We start from the raw sequence: 17,297 nt of genomic DNA on the forward strand, positions 1-17,297 counted from the left end.
ATTTTATTTTTGAATCGTGTCGCCTTCAAATTCGATGATGTAAATGTCTTCACTATCTTTTTTCATATAGTATTTTTCTCGGGCGTATTTTTCTATTTGTTCGGAATTGTTTAATTGTTTGATATTCTCTTTGTCTTTTTTTATTTCGTCTTTGTAATATTCTGCATTGTCTTCCAGATCTTCAATTTGTTTGTCTAAAATGCGATGATCAAAATACGAATAGTTGTCCAGAAAAATCATCCAAGACGAAAAGAACAACAGGACCCAGACATATTTGTTGCTCAGGAATTTAAACCAAGGTTTGTCTTTATATGGATTTGTCATTTTTTTTATTTTTTTTAGCCCCGATTATAGTGGAAATCCTTTTAGTAGGTGATACTGACGAAGGAAGATTCACCTACTAAAAGATTGCAACGGAAAGCGGGAAATAGCTCCTAATACTTATTCTGTTAAAATTACAACTAAATCACAGAATTTTTTGATTTATTACTGCGCGCACCACATCAATGGCTACCGTGTTGTATTTGTCATTTGGAATAATGATGTCCGCAAATGCCTTGGTTGGTTCAATGAACTGCTCGTGCATTGGCTTTAATGTGGTTTGGTATCTGTTAAGGACTTCATTCATATCACGGCCACGTTCCATTATATCGCGTTTCATGCGTCGGATTAATCGTTCGTCAGAATCGGCATGAACGTATATTTTTACATCAAATAATTCTCTTAATTCGGGATTGGCCAAGATTAAAATTCCTTCTACAATCATCACTTTTCTGGGATGAGTAAAAACGGTATCGTCAGACCGGTTGTGGGTTACAAAGGAATAAACGGGTTGGTGAATGTTATTTCCTTCCTTTAATTCTTTGAGGTGGGCCACTAGCAATTCAAAATCAATGGCTCGGGGATGATCAAAATTGATCAATGCTCTTTCATCAAAGGAGAGTCCGTGATTTTCTTTGTAATATGAATCTTGTGAAATAATACCAACTTCTGTCTGTGGTAATTCATTCATAATCTGATGTACAACGGTTGTTTTTCCGCTTCCTGTACCACCTGCAATTCCTATAATGAGCATAAATTTTTTTATTATGTTTTTATTGGAACAAAAATAGGAATTTAATCGAGAGCAGATTTTGTTTTTTGAGGAAATCTTGCTAATTTAATATATTTACGAGTCATTTTTTAAGGGTATTTAGCTATCTTTAAATTCTAAACGAGAAACTATTGTATTCCCAAATTAATAAAAACATAAGTCGTTATGTCACTTTTGAACCCAAAGAATTAGAAATTTTCAATTCTTTGCTGGAATATAAAACCGTTGCTAAGAAAACGGTTTTACTTCAGGAAGGCGAAATGTGTCATTTTGAAGCTTTTGTCATCAAAGGTTGTGTCCGGAAATATTATATTGACGACAATGGTTTTGAAGTTATTCTGCAATTTGCCCTCGAGAATGCGTGGGTGAGCGATATTTCTTTTAGTATATACGAAGATGCACCAAGCCGTGTGTATATCGAAACATTGGAAGATTGTGATTTTTTGCTGTTCAGTCCGGAAGCAAAAGAAGAATTATTTGCCAAAGCACCAAAGTTTGAACGCGCGTTCCGCATCCTGATGCAGCGCAGTCTGGCCGTTACGCAAGACCGTTTGTTTCATACTATTTCTAAAACAGCGACCCAAAAATACATAGAGTTTCTGGAACATTATCCCACACTATCGCAGCGCGTTGCCCAGCATTACATTGCTTCTTATCTAGGGATTTCGGCTGAGTTTTTAAGTAAAGTGAGAGCCAAAATGACAAAACTTTAAAGTCTCATAATTTTTAATTTCTTGTCCTGGTTCAATGCAGCTGCCTTTTTTTTGACGCACCTTTGCATTATATTTTTAAAGAATAGAACAATGGAAAATACAGATAAAAATACAGAAGGAGTACTTACGCATTTTGTTTTGCACAAAGGAAACACGCGGGGTCATGCCAATCACGGTTGGCTGGAATCCTATCATACGTTTAGTTTTGCGAATTATCAAAATCCGGAGCGAATGAATTTTGGCGTATTGCGCGTGCTCAATGATGACAGAGTCAATCAGGGGATGGGTTTTGGGAAACATCCGCATGACAATATGGAAATCATTTCTATTCCGCTCGAAGGCGATTTAGAACACCATGACAGTATGGGCAATACTACCGTAATCAAGGAAGGGGATATTCAGGCCATGAGTGCCGGTACCGGAATTTTTCACAGCGAATACAATAAAAATAAAGACCAGCTGGTTAAATTTTTGCAGATTTGGATTTATCCAAATAAAAAAAATGTAACGCCTCGTTATGATCAAGTTACTTTAGATTTAAACGACCGTCACAATAAACTCCAACAAATTCTATCCCCAAATCCTGAGGATGAAGGTGTTTGGATTCATCAAGATGCGTGGTTTCATATAGGGAAATTCGAAAAGGATTTTGCTGCCACGTATGCATTAAAAAAAACCGGAAACGGAATCTACGCTTTTGTTTTGAAAGGCGATTTTGCCATAGGAAACATTGCTTTAAACGAGCGAGACGGAGTAGGAATCTGGGATACCAATGCTATTAAAATTACCGCTAATTCCGCTAGTGCCGAAATCCTGTTGATGGAAGTACCCATGCAATTGTAATTGATTTTTGATGATCATATTCGTCAGTTCGAGTGATCCCGATTTTGGGCGGGATCGTATCGAGAACAAGAAAATTTTGAATTAAAAACGGTTCTCGATACGCTTCGCACTCGAACTGACGTTTGGTATAATTTAAAACGGTTCTCGATACGCTTCGCACTCGAACTGACGTTTGGTATAATTACACATGATGTTTTCAAACGTTTCTGGTCAATAAATTGCCACCACCGTAATCCGATTGATAAATGCCGTTCCTGCATGGAATGGCGTGGGTGTGTTGCAGGATTCGCAAGCAAAGAAAGTGTTTCTGGAGAACCATTTAAGTGGCGCTACTGTTCCGCACGATTCTGACGCAGCAAAAAAGAATTATGTGAACAAGTTGTTTTTTAAACAATACTTAATGCAAATTATTTATATTTGCTTCGTAAGAATTCAATTGAGTTTAGCAGTAGAAAATTGAGCTTTTTTCGCACGGAAAGAACAACAAAAAGTAGCATTTTAGCATGAACCAATGAACCATTCCGAACAAAAAAACACCACTTGGCTGTTTGAAATAACACCTAAAAATAAATTTTTCTCCCTTAACCTGAAGGAAGTGTGGCAGTATAGAGATTTGCTGCTGCTTTTTGTAAAAAGGGATGTGGTGACCGTCTATAAGCAAACGGTTTTAGGGCCACTTTGGTACCTTATACAACCGCTGTTTACCTCCATTACTTTTACTATTATTTTCAATAATGTTGCGGGCATCAATACCGGAACCGTGCCGCCTTTTTTGTTTAATTTGGCCGGGATTACCGTTTGGAATTACTTCACGGCCTGTCTCAATGGTACCTCGAATACCTTTGGCAGTAATGCAGGTATCTTTGGGAAAGTATATTTCCCTCGCATTATTGTACCGCTGTCTATTGTTGTTTCCAACTTATTGAAGTTTGGAATTCAATTTTTTATATTCATTTGTTTTTACGGCTATTATTATGCCCAAGGAGCTGCCATAGGGATGAATACAGCGACTTTGTTTTTTCCACTACTGATCGTTATGATGGGAGTTTTAGGATTGGGACTGGGAATGTTTATCTCTTCCTTAGTCACTAAATACCGAGATTTTAGTAATTTGGTTGGTTTTGGAGTGCAATTATTGATGTATTTGTCCGCCGTGATGTACCCAATGGCACTAATCAAAGAAAAATTGCCGGATTACGGCTGGCTGATAACCTACAATCCCTTGGCGTATGTGATCGAAACGACACGATATATGCTGCTGGATGTTGGACACATATCTGTTTTGGGATTGGGATATACCTTTTTGATTACGGTACTGGTGTTCTTAGTGGGAGTTTTGATTTTTAACAGAACCGAAAAAAGTTTTATCGATACAGTGTAAAGAACACGGTCCTGATGAAAGGGTTCATTTTAGGATTGATTTTTTAGCCAGTAAGAAAAGTAAGAAAGTTAAGCTGTTGGGTATAATTAATTTTTGATGATAATTTTCCGTCAGTTCGAGTGATCCTGCTTTTGGGCGGGATCGTATCGAGAACAAGAAAATTTTAAATTAAAAACGGTTCTCGATACGCTTCGCACTCGAACTGACGTTTGGTATAATTAAAAACGATTCTCGATACGCTTTGCACTCGAACTGACGTTTGGTATAATTACACGCAACGGGAATAAAAGTAAGTTTTTAAGGGTAACAAACCGTAATGCCTTACTGGTTCAAAAGGAAATATCCGTTCTTATCAAAAAACAAAAAGACGATACATTTATAGTATGGTACGGTATAGTTAAAGTCGGTTTGGTAGGGCGTCTTTTTTTAGTCACTGATTTAGGTGATTTTTCATCTGGGTTTAAATGGATTTCGCAAATGGTTTGTATTGATTGCTAGTTATTTGTGTCTTTTTTTATGTTTTCTTGTGTTTCAGAGGAGAAATAAAAAATAAAACGGCAACATATTCTAGTTATATTTGCCTCTATTATCTATGACTTTTTCAGCTCATTCTTGTGAGTTGGAGTCGCGAAGCGGTAGGTTAAAATGTACAATTCAATTGTAATTGTTTAAAAAAAAATGAATTCAAGTATAAAAATAGCGGTAATTGGATTAGGGTATGTCGGACTTCCATTGGCTCGATTATTTGCAACTCAATATGCTGTTGTGGGATTTGATATCAATGCCTCTCGGGTAGCATCCTTACAATCAGGCACGGATACTACACTGGAGATTTCGGATGAAGTATTACGCAAGGTATTAGTCTCAAGTTTTGTCGACTCGAGCGCAGTCGAGAGGCAGAGCGCAGTCGAAAAATCGTCAGCTACAAACGGATTAATAGTATCTTCAGAAAGCACTGCTATTGCGGATTGCAATTATTACATCATCACGGTGCCAACTCCGGTAGACAAAAATAATCGTCCAGACTTAACGCCTTTGTACAAATCCTCTGAAACGGTGGGAAAGGTTTTAAAAAAAGGCGATATCGTTATCTACGAATCCACTGTTTATCCTGGTGTAACTGAGGAAGAATGTGTGCCTGTATTAGAAAAATTTTCAGGATTAAAATTCAATGTTGATTTTTTTGCCGGCTATTCCCCGGAACGAATTAATCCCGGAGACAAAGAACATACGGTCGAGAAAATTCTGAAAGTGACTTCTGGTTCCACGCCGGAGATCGGAATAAAAGTGAATGAATTATACCAATCTGTTATTACGGCAGGAACACATCTGGCTCCTTGTATAAAAGTAGCCGAAGCCGCCAAAGTAATTGAAAACTCACAGCGTGATATCAATATAGCGTTTGTAAACGAATTGGCCAAGATATTTAATTTAATGAATATTGACACGCATGCCGTTTTGGAAGCAGCGAGCACCAAATGGAATTTTCTGCCTTTCAAACCCGGATTAGTGGGCGGACATTGTATTGGGGTAGATCCCTATTATTTGGCACAACGCGCACAAGAATTTGGATATCATCCTGAAATTATATTAGCAGGAAGACGCCTAAATGACAGTATGGGAGAATATGTAGCGTCTCAAATTGTAAAATTGATGATCAAAAAGGGCATTTCTATAAATGGTGCGGCACTTTTAATGCTGGGCATCACCTTTAAAGAAAACTGTCCCGACGTGCGCAATACCAAAATTGTGGATGTAATCACTGCGTTAGCGGATTATGGCATTGTCATCACCATTTATGATCCCTTGGCAAATCCATCAGAAGTACAACACGAATACCAATTAGAAACAACCGCTACAGTGCCCAATAATAAATTTGATGCCATTGTGTTAGGAGTGGCGCATGCTGCCTTTTTAGCGATAGATTTGTCACAGTTACAAAAAGAAACTAGTGTGTTGTATGATGTAAAAGGAGTTTTAGGGGATGCAGTCGATGGGAGATTGTAAATAGTACCGTTCGGACTCAAACCATAATAGTAGAAAACATGAAAATAGGGATAACATTCAGTGCTTTTGATTTGTTGCATGCCGGACATATCAAAATGTTAGAGGAAGCAAAAGGACAGTGTGACTATTTAATTGCGGGACTGCAAACAGATCCTACTATCGATCGTCCTGAAAAAAACAGGCCTACCCAATCTGTGGTTGAACGCTATATTCAACTCAAAGGCTGTAAGCATGTAGATGAAATAGTTCCTTATGCAACAGAGCAAGATCTGGAGGATATTTTACGTGCGTTCAAAATTGATGTCCGCATCGTAGGAGATGAATATAAAGACAAGAATTTTACGGGACGAAACTACTGTGAAGAAAAAGGGATCGTGCTTTTTTTTAATATACGAGACCATCGCTTTTCAAGTAGCAGCTTGCGAAAAGAAGTCACAGAGAAAGAACTGATGAAAGAGAAGTAGTGTTTTTAGTGAATGGTGAAAAGTAAAAAGTGGAGCTATAGAGGTTAGGGGCGTGTTTCTGTTCTAAAATTCAAACATTTCATCCTCTCACTGTACTCTAAAGTATTCAAGTCATTACAGCAAAGAAGTTTGCGTTTAGTAGTCTTCATACTAAGTTTTTAAGTCATTAACTCGAAACTTTAAAAAAGAAGCGAAAGAAAAAAAGGGAATTTAATTTGATTCCTGTCTAAATAAAAATATAATTAGAATAGTCGCCAATAGGCTGTTTTGTAAACCCCAAATCGAGGCGTCAAATCACTTATAAGCACTAATTGCATAAAAAACACTATGAAAAAACAGCCTGCAGTAACACATGTAATCCTTACCGGAGGAGTGGGAAGCCGATTGTGGCCGCTATCTCGCAAAAGTCAACCCAAACAATATTTAGATTTATTTGAAGGTAAATCGTTATTTGCAATGACCGTGGAGCGCAATCGTACTTTGGTGGACCAGATTATGGTTGTGGGAAATAGTGATAACTGTCATTTAAGTCGGCACGTTCTAGAAAAATCCAATACTCCATATATCGATATTGTTGAATCTACTCCGCGAAATACGGCTGCAGCCATCGCTTTTGCTGCACTAGCTTCTGATCCGGAGGCTGTTTTAATCGTGACGCCCTCGGATCATATTATAGGCGATATGGAACACTATAATAAGGCGATTCAGGAAGCAGTAGAAAAGGCTTCTAACGGTTTTATTGTTACTTTCGGTATTATTCCGACGAAACCAGAAACGGGATACGGGTATATTGAGCGCAAGGGTGAGGATGTGGTTTCCTTCCGGGAAAAACCAAACCAAGTTACCGCGAGGGAATTTATCTCTAAAGGCAATTTTTTATGGAACAGCGGGATGTTTTGTTTCAAAGCAGGCATTTTTCTGGAGGAATTAAAGACCTATAATCCGGAAGTCTATGAAAAATCTAAAATTGCATGGGACAACAACAGCAATGGAAATCTAGATTTGGCTTTATCCATGGATATACCATCCATCAGTATTGATTATGCGGTAATGGAGCGCAGTAAAAAGATAAAAGTGGTCGTGTCTGAATTTTCATGGTCGGACTTGGGTTCTTTCGAATCGGTGTACGACTATTTAGTGGCAACGGGGCATCCTGTTGATCCCAATGGAAATATGGTGATTGGCAATACAAATTATACGGCGTTTGTGGGAATGAAAAACACTATTTTCGTCTATACGGATACTGCTAATTTGATTCTTCAAAAAAATAGTTCTCAAGATGTTAAGAATGTATACAATGCATTGGAACAGGAAAAACCGGAATTATTACAGTAATGGACACCGCCTCAAAAATATATATCGCAGGACACAATGGAATGGTGGGAAGTTCGTGCATCTATCCTAAATTGGCACCACAGCCCTTGAAAGAGGAATACTTGCTCACAGGTCCCTTGGAACCAGCAAACTGGACGGTACCCCAGAAAACTAATGGACATCTCCAAAATGCACGCACTAGGATGGAAACATCAGGTGCAGCTGGAAGAAGGAATCCAGAGAACCTACAATTGGTTTTTGGAGAATGTAAATGCATTTAAGCAAGTTAAGATGTAGGGAAAAGTTTAATCGGTTAAGAAAAGTTTAATCGGTTAGGAAAGGGTTAATCGCTTAATCGGTTAGGAAAGGGTTAATCGGTTAAGAAAAGGTTAATCGTTTAATCTATGAGAAAAAAGTTTAATCGATTAAGAAAGGTTTAATCGATTAACGAAATAGTAAACAATTAACCAGTTAAACACTTAACCCATTAACCATTTAAAGAAAAAAGTATAATCGGTTAACGAAATAGTAAACGATTAAGCAGTTAAACGATTAACCATTTAAAAAACCAAGCAAGCAGAAAATAATGCACAACGAAATAGTTATCTATCAGGCAGAAATGCTGTCAAGCCATATTGAGGTTCGCATAGAAGATGAGACTGTGTGGCTAACTCAATTACAAATGGTAGATTTATTTCAATCAACAAAACAAAATATTAGTCTCCATATTAATAATGTTTTCAAAGAAGGGGAACTAGACGAATTTTCAACTATCAAGGAATACTTGACAGTTCAACAAGAAGGTTCTAGAAAGATAAAGCGAAGAGTTAAGCTATACAATCTCGATGTGATTATTTCCGTCGGTTATAGAGTGAAGTCAAAAACGGGGACACAATTCAGGATATGGGCAACTAATACTTTGAAATCCTATTTGTTAAAAGGCTATGCGATTCAGAATAGAATTGAAAATATCGAGAAAAAGATTTTCGAGCATGACCAGAAAATTGAAATTTTGTTAAATACCTCTCTTCCCCTAAATCAAGGGATTTTCTATGATGGACAAATTTTCGATGCACATTCCTTTGTTTCCAGACTGATAAAATCTGCAAAAAAATCGATCCTTCTTATTGATAATTTCGTAGACGAAACTGTTTTAATACAGTTGTCAAAGAGAGAAAAAAGGTTAATCGGTTAAAAAAAAGGTTAATCGGTTAACGAAATAGTAAACGATTAACCAGTTAAACGATTAACCCATTAACCATTTAAAAAACAACCAAGCAAGCAGAAAATAATGAACAACGAAATCATCATTTATCAATCTGAAATTCTGACAAGCCAAATTGAGGTTCGTATTGAAGATGATACGGTGTGGTTAAATCGAATTCAACTCGCTGATTTGTTTGATCGTGATATTAAAACTATAGGCAAGCATATTTCTAATGCACTCAAAGAAGAACTTGAAGGAGTTCAAGTTGTCGCAAAATTTGCGACAACTGCTAGTGATGGTAAAACGTATCAAGTAGAGTTTTATAATTTGGACATGATTATGTCTTTAGGTTATAGAGTGAAATCAAATAGAGGGGTTCAGTTTCGTATTTGGGCAAATAAAATTCTGAAAAACTATCTGCTCAAAGGCTATGCTATTCATCATCGAATGGATGTTTTAGAAAAAAAAGTAGGTTCTTTGGAAAATAAAAACAATGAATTTGATTTGATTTTAAAAACAAATTTGTCTCCTAATCAAGGGATTTTCTATGATGGACAAATTTTCGATGCACATTCCTTTGTTTCCAGACTGATAAAATCTGCAAAAAAATCGATCCTTCTTATTGATAATTTCGTAGACGAAACTGTTTTAATACAGTTGTCAAAGAGAGAAAAAGGAGTTGGCGTTATTATTTACACAAAAGACATTACTAAACAGTTAAAACTCGATTTAGAGCGGTTCAATTCCCAATACGAACTTGTCGAAATTAAGCAATTTTCCAAATCACATGATCGTTTTTTGATAATCGATGAAACGGAAGTGTATCATATAGGAGCATCACTTAAAGACTTAGGCAAAAAATGGTTTGCTTTCTCAAAATTGAATATTGACCCTGCAACATTGCTTGGAAAATTATACGAGTAGTAGGAAAGGGTTAATCGTTTAAGAAAGGTTTAATCGGTTAAGAAAAGATTAATCGTTTAATCGATGAGAAAAGTTTAATCGTTTAAGAAAGGTTTAATCGGTTAATCGATGAGGAAAAAGTTTAATCGGTTAACGAAATAGTAAACTATTAACCAATTAAACTATCAGTCGTTCCTGCTAAAAAAAAACAGCCTTTTAGGGTAACTATAGTGTGATAAAAATTTGTGTAGAAAGAAAAATAGACGTTAAATAAGTTGAAATAAGTTATCTTTTAAATTAACTTTGCAAGATGAGTAGACAGATAATCTTTTACGAGAATCACTTTCTTGACTTTTATAAAATTCAAGAAGATAAAGTAAAAGCTAAGATTAAAAATATTCTTGAACTGGTAATGCAAGTTGACAGAGTTCCTGAAAAATTTTTAAAACATTTGTCCGGAAGCGATGGAGTTTATGAAATAAGAGTTGAATATCAATCCAATATTTACAGAATATTTTGTTGTTTCGACAAAGGAAACGTAGTTGTATTATTCAATGCCTTTCAAAAGAAAACTCAGAAAACTCCCAATAGCGAATTAGAAAAAGCAATACGATTGAGAAAAGAATATTTTTCAACTAAAACAAATTAGACATGGACAAATATAGCCACATAACTAATTTTGATCAACTTATTGAAGTTGAACACGGAAAAATTGGAACAGAAAGCAGAAATAAATATGAGGAACACACTCAAATGTTTATTATCAGCGAAATGCTGAAGCAAGCAAGAAAAGAAGCAAAAATGACACAGGAACAGCTTGCCGAAAAGACAGGGACTAAAAAAAGTTATATTTCTAAAATTGAAAATGGAAAAGGAAATATTCAAATTTCAACACTGATTCGACTTTTTGAATTAGGATTAAACAAACGAATAGGATTGACATTTTTATAAATCAGTACATCTCACTACAATTTGTTCAGGTCATGCTTTTTAAAGACCGGCTCGAAATTTGGAATCCGGGAAGTTTACCTTATGGATTAACTACTGCCAAACTTAGAAAGCCGCACAGTTCCATTCCAGCCAATCCTTTACTGGCCGAGCCTATGTATCTTGCGGGTTTTATCGAAAGGATGGGAACAGGAACAGGCGACATTATTCGACTTTGTGAAGAGGCAGGTTTGAAAAAAGCTCCCGAGTTTCTACAGGAAGAAATTTTCAAGACCATTCTTTGGCGCAAAAATACTGAGGATAAATATGCCGTTGGAGTAAATGGCGGAGTAAGTGGCGGAGTAAAAGACATTCTGGTACTTATTGAAAGCAATCCCGGCATCAATGTTTCAAACATAAAGTCCCTTTTGAACGTTCCCCAAAGGACTATTGAAAGAGGAATTAATCAATTAAAGAAAGAAAATAAAATCGAATTTAAAGGAGCACCGAAAACAGGAGGCTATTATAGGATAATCGGTTAGGGGAAGCTTAACTGTTTAATCGGTTAAGAAAAGGTTAATCGTTTAATCGATGAGAAAAAAGTTTAATCGATTAAGAAAGGTTTAATCGATCAACGAAATAGTAAACGATTAACCAATTAACCAATGAAAAGAACTAGATATGGATTTAAGTTTATTTCAATCAAAAATTTATGAATTTCGTGGAGTAAAAGTTATGCTTGACTTTGATTTAGCATCACTATATGAAGTGGAAACAAGAAGTTTAAAACAATCAGTGCGTAGAAACGATTATCGATTTCCTGATGATTTTATGTTTCAACTCAATAAAATAGAATGGCAGGAGCTTATCACAAATTGTGATAACCTACCAGAATCAATAAAGTTTAGCCCTCAAACTCCATTTGCTTTCAGTGAACAAGGAGTTGCAATGCTTAGTACGGTTTTAAAATCTAAAAAAGCAGTTGAAACTAATATCGCCATTATGCGTGCCTTTGTAGAAATCAGAAAAACAATTAGTTTGCAAAGTCATCTTTCTGAACAAATCATGGAATTGAAAAATGATTTGGAACAACGCCTTGGAGAACACGATGTACAATTGATGGAAATTTATACTGTAATGGATCAATTTATTGAAGAGAAAATAGAGCAAAAGAAATGGGAAAATCGAAAAAAACTGGGATATAAATAAACGTTAAAGGAAAAAGGTTTAATCGATGAGAAAAGTTTAATCGGTTAATCGATGAGAAAAAAGGTTTAATCGATGAGAAAAGTTTAATCGGTTAGGAAAGGTTTAATCGGTTAAGAAAAGGTTAATCGTTTAATCGATGAGAAAAAGGTTTAATCGGTTAACGAAATAGTAAACGATTAACCAATTAACCATTTAAAGGAAAAGATTTAATCGGTTAAGAAAAGATTAATTGTAAACCTTTTTATTTCTAATGCTATAAAAATTGCTACTTTTGCGCAAGCCGCACAAAATAACTGTAAAATGGGATTTTGAGCAGCGAAGCTTTTATAAAAATAAAGAATTGGGTGCAGCGTTTCGTTTCGTTATTAGGTAATAGTGTTCTCCTTTAGAATTTAAAATACTTGAAAAACAATTATGGAAATAATAGGTACTGCCGTAGTGTCCTTTTAATCCTCTTTCATTCTGTCCAGATAAGCGCTCAGGATATATTAAAAACTGCCGATTGGAGTACTCCGTCAGTAGACAATTTATCGGGTGCTGCTCTCAAAAAGAGTAGAGTTTAGTTGAAAAGCAACAATATGACTATTCATCAGGCCGAACCTCTAGCGTTATCGACAGGAATGCCCGCTTCAGAATTTACTAAATTACGCGTTTGCTTAATCGTACCGCTTTCAAAAAAAATCGAAAAAAGCTCCCTTAACAACGGATACCACTAATTTGATTTTGCAAAAAGAAAGGTCTCAGGATATTAATAATTTTATAGTCAATTGGAGAGAGAATTCCGATTTATTGTATTAAAAAAATACAAATCGAGATAATTTTAGGATTTAATAAACTAATAATTAAAACTTTTGACACAGATTTGTGGTACAGAATAAAATTAAGATAGAGAAAATAGAACTTCCTACAATAAAAACGATAAAGAGTTGTTTGTTTTATTCTAGTTAACCCCTTGGGTGTAATTCAATTTGTTTAATTTTTTAACCACATAGAAACATAAGTAAGTCGAAAGTTTAAAAGTCGTAAAGTCAAAAGAATTAACTTTAAGTAAAACAGCTTTAAATTATATTGTTACATAATTTTATCCTGATTTTAAAATACGACATTATACCATGGTTATTACTTATATTTTAAAATTACGTGCTGTGCATCAATTTTTTCTTTAAGATTAATGGAAATTTATTCATTACGCCCAACGGGTTTCTTGTTATTTAAAAAATAGTATAAGTAGCACGAAAAATATATTGTCGCAATTATTAAAAAGAGTTTTCTGCCACAGATTGGATGAATTAAAACGATTTTTAAAGCTGCGTGGCGAATTAATCTGTGCCAATCTTTGAAATTTATGGCAAAGAAATTTAGAATTTTAGTAAAACACGACATTAAATTTTAGTTATTACTTATTTAAAAAAATAGTACTTAAAATATTTCGAATTAAAAAAATACACATTTTTACACATTACTTATGAGAAAAATAATTGTTGCTCTTTTATTGTTGTTTGCTTTTTTCCAATCTTCCAATGTACTTGCACAGGACTTGTTAAAAAGTACTGATTTGAGTACTTTAAAAGTGGATAATTTGATCGATAGCGACATCGCAAAAATAAAAACTCAGCTGCAAACAAACAATATGACGATTGAACAAGCAGAACCTATGGCTCTAGCCAAAGGAATGCCCGCTTCGGAGTTTGCTAAATTAAGAACTCGAATTGCTGGTCTGTCCTTGCAAACAGGCGTTTCAAACACTAGTAATTCCAGTGATACGGAAGATAGAAAACAAGAAAAAATCGTCAATACGAAAGTAAAAGATACCCTAAATGCTTTAATTTTTGGTTCGGAGCTTTTCGATAATCCTACCTTAAATTTTGAACCTAATTTAAAATTGGCTACGCCTGTAAATTACGTGTTGGGACCCGGCGATGAAGTGCAGGTTAGTGTGTATGGAGTACAAGAATTTAATGCTAGTATTCCCGTATCTACAGAGGGTAAAATAACCATTCAATATGTAGGTCAGATTTCCGTTTCCGGAATGACGATTGAGGCTGCTACCCAAAAAATAAAAGGTGCAATCGCAAGAGTGTATAGCACAGTGGGATCTGGACAATCTCAAGTCGCAGTGACTTTAAGTCGCATCAGAACTATTAGAGTAACGATAATTGGCAGTAAACAACCGGGTAATTATTCGATATCTTCCTTGGCAACCGTTTATAATGCGTTATTTTTAGGTGGTGGCCCGGGAAAAAACGGCAGTTACAGAAATATTGAATTGTTAAGGGATAATAAAGTATACAAAAACATTGATATTTACCGCTTCCTTGTCAATGGAAATCAATCGGATAATGTGGGATTAAAGGATAATGACGTCATTCGAATTCCGGCCTACAATCAAAGGGTTACCGTCGAGGGACAGGTAAAACGTCCTGGTATTTTTGAAATGAAAAAAGGGGAGACATTTGCAGATTTACTGTCTTTTGCATCAGGATTCAATGAATTGGCGTATACTGCTTCGGTAAATGTATTGCAAAAAACAGCTAAAGAATTTAAAGTTCGAGATGTAAAATTCGCAGAATTTAATACTTATAAACCGTTGTCCGGGGATGTGTTTAGAGTGACTAAAATTCTGAATCGTTTTGAAAACCGTATCAAAATTGACGGTGCCGTTTTTAGACCGGATACCTATTCTTTTTATGAAGGAATGCGTGTTTCCGATTTGATTGCAAAGGCGGAAGGTCTAAAAGAAGATGCGTATAGCAACAGAGCGAGAATCATTCGACTACAATCGGATTTGACCACGGAAATAGTCAATGTAAATTTAGCCAAAGCCTTAGCAGGGGATCTAGAAGCGGATGTCGCATTATTTAAAGAAGACATCGTAACGGTGTATTCAATTTTAGATTTTGTTGAAGACTTTAAAATAACCATTGATGGTGAGATTAAAAAACCAGGTGTTTATCAGTATCATGAAAACTTAACCTTAAATGATCTATTGGTTCAAGCTGGTGGATTAACAGGATCGGCTTCTAAGAGAGTTGAGGTAGCAAGAATGATTCAATCGGAAGAAATAGACGATGCCAATCCGAATAAAGCGGAACTATTTAATATCGAAATTACGGCTGATAACAATGAACAGTTAAAGAACTTTGATTTGAAGCCTTTTGATGTGGTGAATATCCGTAAAATGGCGGTGTATGATAAACCAGAGATGGTCACTATTAGCGGAGCGGTCCATTATTCCGGGAAATATGTTTTGGCAACTAAAAAAGACAAAGTCTATGATATTGTTGCACGAGCAGGTGGCTTGACATCAGTTGCCAATATAGAGGGAGTTAAGATCAAGAGACCCATTCAAGCCGAACAAATAGAAGCATTGGAAAATGTAAATATGAATTTGGGTAAAAAAGACAGTATCCAAAACAAGCTCACTAAAAAACTAAAAGAAGATTTAAAATTTGCCACCATACCAGTGGATTGGAAAGCCATTGTTGAAAATCCAAAAAGCAACACCAATGTAACTTTGTTTCCCGGAGATGAGATTGAAGTGGCTACTTACAATGAAGGGGTTAAAGTGGCAGGTAATGTATTGTTAACTTCGGAGATTCCTTATACAAAAGGAAAAGGATTTAATTATTACTTAGATGCTGTTGGTGGTATCGATGCCAAGGGCTGGAAGAAAAAAGCCTATATTATTTATCCAAATGGTAAAGCAGATGTAGTAAGTTCTTTCTTATTCATAAAAACGTATCCTAAAGTGACTGCAGGTTCTCAAATTATAGTGCCAGAAAAACCGGAAGTTAAAAAAATGAGTGCCGGGGAATGGGTAGGAATAGGAAGTGTAATGTCAAGTTTAGCGTTACTTATTTTGACCGCTTTTAAGTAGGTATCTTTAGTTTTTGCTCTAGTCCTAAAGGGAATCGAAAATTCAGCACTTTATATTTTTGAACCAGATCCAAAGGAAATGAAAAATCAATAATCTACTTCTCGATACAATTTTATGCAACTGCTGTCGCTATTTTATAAATTCACTCGAAGTGACCCCTCGATAAAAACTCGGGGCAGGCTGATTAACAGACAACGGATAACAGAAAACCGAAAAATGAACGAACAAATACCAAACGATGAAATATCGTTAAAAGAACTTATTGAAAAAGGAAGAGAATGGTTTTCGTATTTGCTTGGGCAATGGAAAATTATTGTTTTAGCAGGAGTTATAGGGGCAGCTTTAGGGTTAGCTTATTCTTTTGTAAAAAAACCGGTTTATACCGCAACACTATCCTTCGCACTAGAAGATGAGAAGACAGGCGGTGGCTTGGGAGGTGCTTTAGGTTTGGCGAGTTCGCTTGGCTTAGATCTTGGCGGCGGTGGAGGAAGTATTTTTACCGGATCTAATTTGACCGAGTTGTTCAAGTCCCGCGCTATGGTGGAGCAAACCTTGTTGAGCCCCGTTGTAGTGGATGGAAAAACCATTTCTTTGGCGGAGATGTACATACAAAATCAGGGCTGGAGGGAAAAGTGGAATGACAAACCAAAATTTGCAACCATCCAGTTTTTACCCGATACCAAGCGTACCCATTTTACCCGAGTACATGACAGTATCTTGGGTGTGGTATATCAAGATTTGTCTAAAACGGGATTATCCGTAGGACAAAAAGATAAAAAGATTGCTATTATTAACATAGATGTCTCTTCTACTAATGAATTGTTCTCCAAGTATTTTACGGAAGCCTTGGTCAAAGAAGTTTCTGATTTTTATGTGACTACTAAAAGTAAAAAGGCCCGGCTGAATATGGATATTTTGGAACGGCAAACGGACTCTATTCGTGGTGAACTCAACGGAGCGATTACCGGTGTGGCGGTTGCCAATGACAATACTTTTGGATTGAATCCTGCTATGAATGTGCGTCGCGCCCCTTCCGCTAGAAGACAGGTCGATGTACAAGCTAACACGGCTATTTTGACCGAATTGGTCAAACAAAGTGAATTGGCGAAAGTAACCTTGCGTAAGGAAACGCCATTAATCCAAGTAATTGATCGACCTATTTTGCCTTTAGAGAAAGAGAAATTTGGAAAATTTTTAGGAATTGTACTGGGTTTTTTTTTAGCAGGGATATTAACTATTATATATTTAGTGATTAGACGATATATAAAAGAAATGGGAATAAAATAAATTTAAAAAAATATCAATAATAATTTATGTATTAAAAAGTGAAAATATATAAATTTTATAATAGAATTTGTG

Annotated in this window: 17 protein-coding genes and 1 pseudogene; 16 read left to right on the plus strand and 2 right to left on the minus strand. The window is 35.8% G+C overall.

The window, feature by feature from the left end; all coding sequences use genetic code 11:
* Positions 1 to 3: 3 nt before the first annotated feature.
* Positions 4 to 324 (minus strand): septum formation initiator family protein, encoded by a 321-nt coding sequence (locus EKM03_RS05915; protein ID WP_126456033.1) that lies wholly within the window; start codon positions 322 to 324, stop codon positions 4 to 6.
* 142 nt (positions 325 to 466) lie between these two features.
* Positions 467 to 1,075 carry a uridine kinase gene (gene udk / locus EKM03_RS05920; RefSeq protein WP_126461373.1) on the minus strand — a complete coding sequence of 203 codons (609 nt, stop codon included), beginning with the start codon at positions 1,073 to 1,075 and terminating at the stop codon, positions 467 to 469.
* Between the two features lie 149 nt (positions 1,076 to 1,224).
* On the opposite strand from udk, the gene EKM03_RS05925 reads away from it, so the two are divergent.
* The 16 genes and pseudogenes from EKM03_RS05925 to EKM03_RS06005 all read left to right on the plus strand — a co-directional run bounded on the left by EKM03_RS05925 (position 1,225) and on the right by EKM03_RS06005 (position 17,225).
* Positions 1,225 to 1,806, plus strand: a complete 582-nt coding sequence (locus tag EKM03_RS05925; RefSeq protein ID WP_126740020.1) for a Crp/Fnr family transcriptional regulator — start codon at positions 1,225 to 1,227, stop codon at positions 1,804 to 1,806.
* A 90-nt stretch (positions 1,807 to 1,896) separates the two neighbouring features.
* Positions 1,897 to 2,649, plus strand: coding sequence for a pirin family protein (locus EKM03_RS05930; RefSeq protein ID WP_126461367.1), 753 nt, complete (start codon positions 1,897 to 1,899; stop codon positions 2,647 to 2,649).
* 238 nt (positions 2,650 to 2,887) lie between these two features.
* Positions 2,888 to 3,109, plus strand: coding sequence for a hypothetical protein (locus EKM03_RS05935; protein ID WP_126555360.1), 222 nt, complete (start codon positions 2,888 to 2,890; stop codon positions 3,107 to 3,109).
* 51 nt (positions 3,110 to 3,160) lie between these two features.
* Positions 3,161 to 4,030: an ABC transporter permease gene (locus tag EKM03_RS05940; protein WP_126461360.1), complete on the plus strand. Its 870-nt coding sequence runs from the start codon at positions 3,161 to 3,163 to the stop codon at positions 4,028 to 4,030.
* Positions 4,031 to 4,708: 678 nt separating this feature from the next.
* Positions 4,709 to 6,037 (plus strand): nucleotide sugar dehydrogenase, encoded by a 1,329-nt coding sequence (locus tag EKM03_RS05945; RefSeq protein ID WP_199741555.1) that lies wholly within the window; start codon positions 4,709 to 4,711, stop codon positions 6,035 to 6,037.
* A gap of 38 nt (positions 6,038 to 6,075) precedes the next feature.
* A complete protein-coding gene (locus EKM03_RS05950) occupies positions 6,076 to 6,501 on the plus strand; it encodes an adenylyltransferase/cytidyltransferase family protein (RefSeq protein ID WP_126461356.1) in 426 nt (141 codons plus the stop codon).
* Between the two features lie 327 nt (positions 6,502 to 6,828).
* The gene (locus EKM03_RS05955) at positions 6,829 to 7,836 is read left to right on the plus strand and encodes a mannose-1-phosphate guanylyltransferase (protein WP_126568169.1); all 1,008 of its coding nucleotides are present in this window, start codon (positions 6,829 to 6,831) and stop codon (positions 7,834 to 7,836) included.
* Positions 7,837 to 7,977: 141 nt separating this feature from the next.
* Positions 7,978 to 8,112, plus strand: a pseudogene (locus EKM03_RS15235) (GDP-L-fucose synthase); the annotation flags it as partial.
* A gap of 289 nt (positions 8,113 to 8,401) precedes the next feature.
* A complete protein-coding gene (locus EKM03_RS05970) occupies positions 8,402 to 9,010 on the plus strand; it encodes a virulence RhuM family protein (RefSeq protein ID WP_126555351.1) in 609 nt (202 codons plus the stop codon).
* Between the two features lie 96 nt (positions 9,011 to 9,106).
* Positions 9,107 to 9,946 (plus strand): RhuM family protein, encoded by an 840-nt coding sequence (rhuM, locus tag EKM03_RS05975; protein WP_199741556.1) that lies wholly within the window; start codon positions 9,107 to 9,109, stop codon positions 9,944 to 9,946.
* Between the two features lie 289 nt (positions 9,947 to 10,235).
* Complete coding sequence (locus tag EKM03_RS05980) at positions 10,236 to 10,574, plus strand: type II toxin-antitoxin system RelE/ParE family toxin (RefSeq protein WP_126461342.1); 339 nt, start codon at positions 10,236 to 10,238, stop codon at positions 10,572 to 10,574.
* A 2-nt stretch (positions 10,575 to 10,576) separates the two neighbouring features.
* Positions 10,577 to 10,876, plus strand: coding sequence for a helix-turn-helix domain-containing protein (locus EKM03_RS05985; RefSeq protein ID WP_126461339.1), 300 nt, complete (start codon positions 10,577 to 10,579; stop codon positions 10,874 to 10,876).
* Between the two features lie 32 nt (positions 10,877 to 10,908).
* Positions 10,909 to 11,394 (plus strand): ATP-binding protein, encoded by a 486-nt coding sequence (locus EKM03_RS05990; protein WP_126740022.1) that lies wholly within the window; start codon positions 10,909 to 10,911, stop codon positions 11,392 to 11,394.
* Positions 11,395 to 11,533: 139 nt separating this feature from the next.
* A complete protein-coding gene (locus tag EKM03_RS05995; RefSeq protein WP_126555345.1) occupies positions 11,534 to 12,061 on the plus strand; it encodes an ORF6N domain-containing protein in 528 nt (175 codons plus the stop codon).
* 1,465 nt (positions 12,062 to 13,526) lie between these two features.
* Entirely contained in the window at positions 13,527 to 15,938 is a 2,412-nt protein-coding gene (locus EKM03_RS06000) for an SLBB domain-containing protein (protein ID WP_126740023.1), read from the plus strand.
* 216 nt (positions 15,939 to 16,154) lie between these two features.
* Positions 16,155 to 17,225 carry a Wzz/FepE/Etk N-terminal domain-containing protein gene (locus EKM03_RS06005; RefSeq protein WP_126576446.1) on the plus strand — a complete coding sequence of 357 codons (1,071 nt, stop codon included), beginning with the start codon at positions 16,155 to 16,157 and terminating at the stop codon, positions 17,223 to 17,225.
* Positions 17,226 to 17,297 lie beyond the last annotated feature (72 nt).

The sequence above is a fragment of the Flavobacterium sp. GSP6 genome, assembly GCF_003984855.1.
GTDB lineage: Bacteria > Bacteroidota > Bacteroidia > Flavobacteriales > Flavobacteriaceae > Flavobacterium.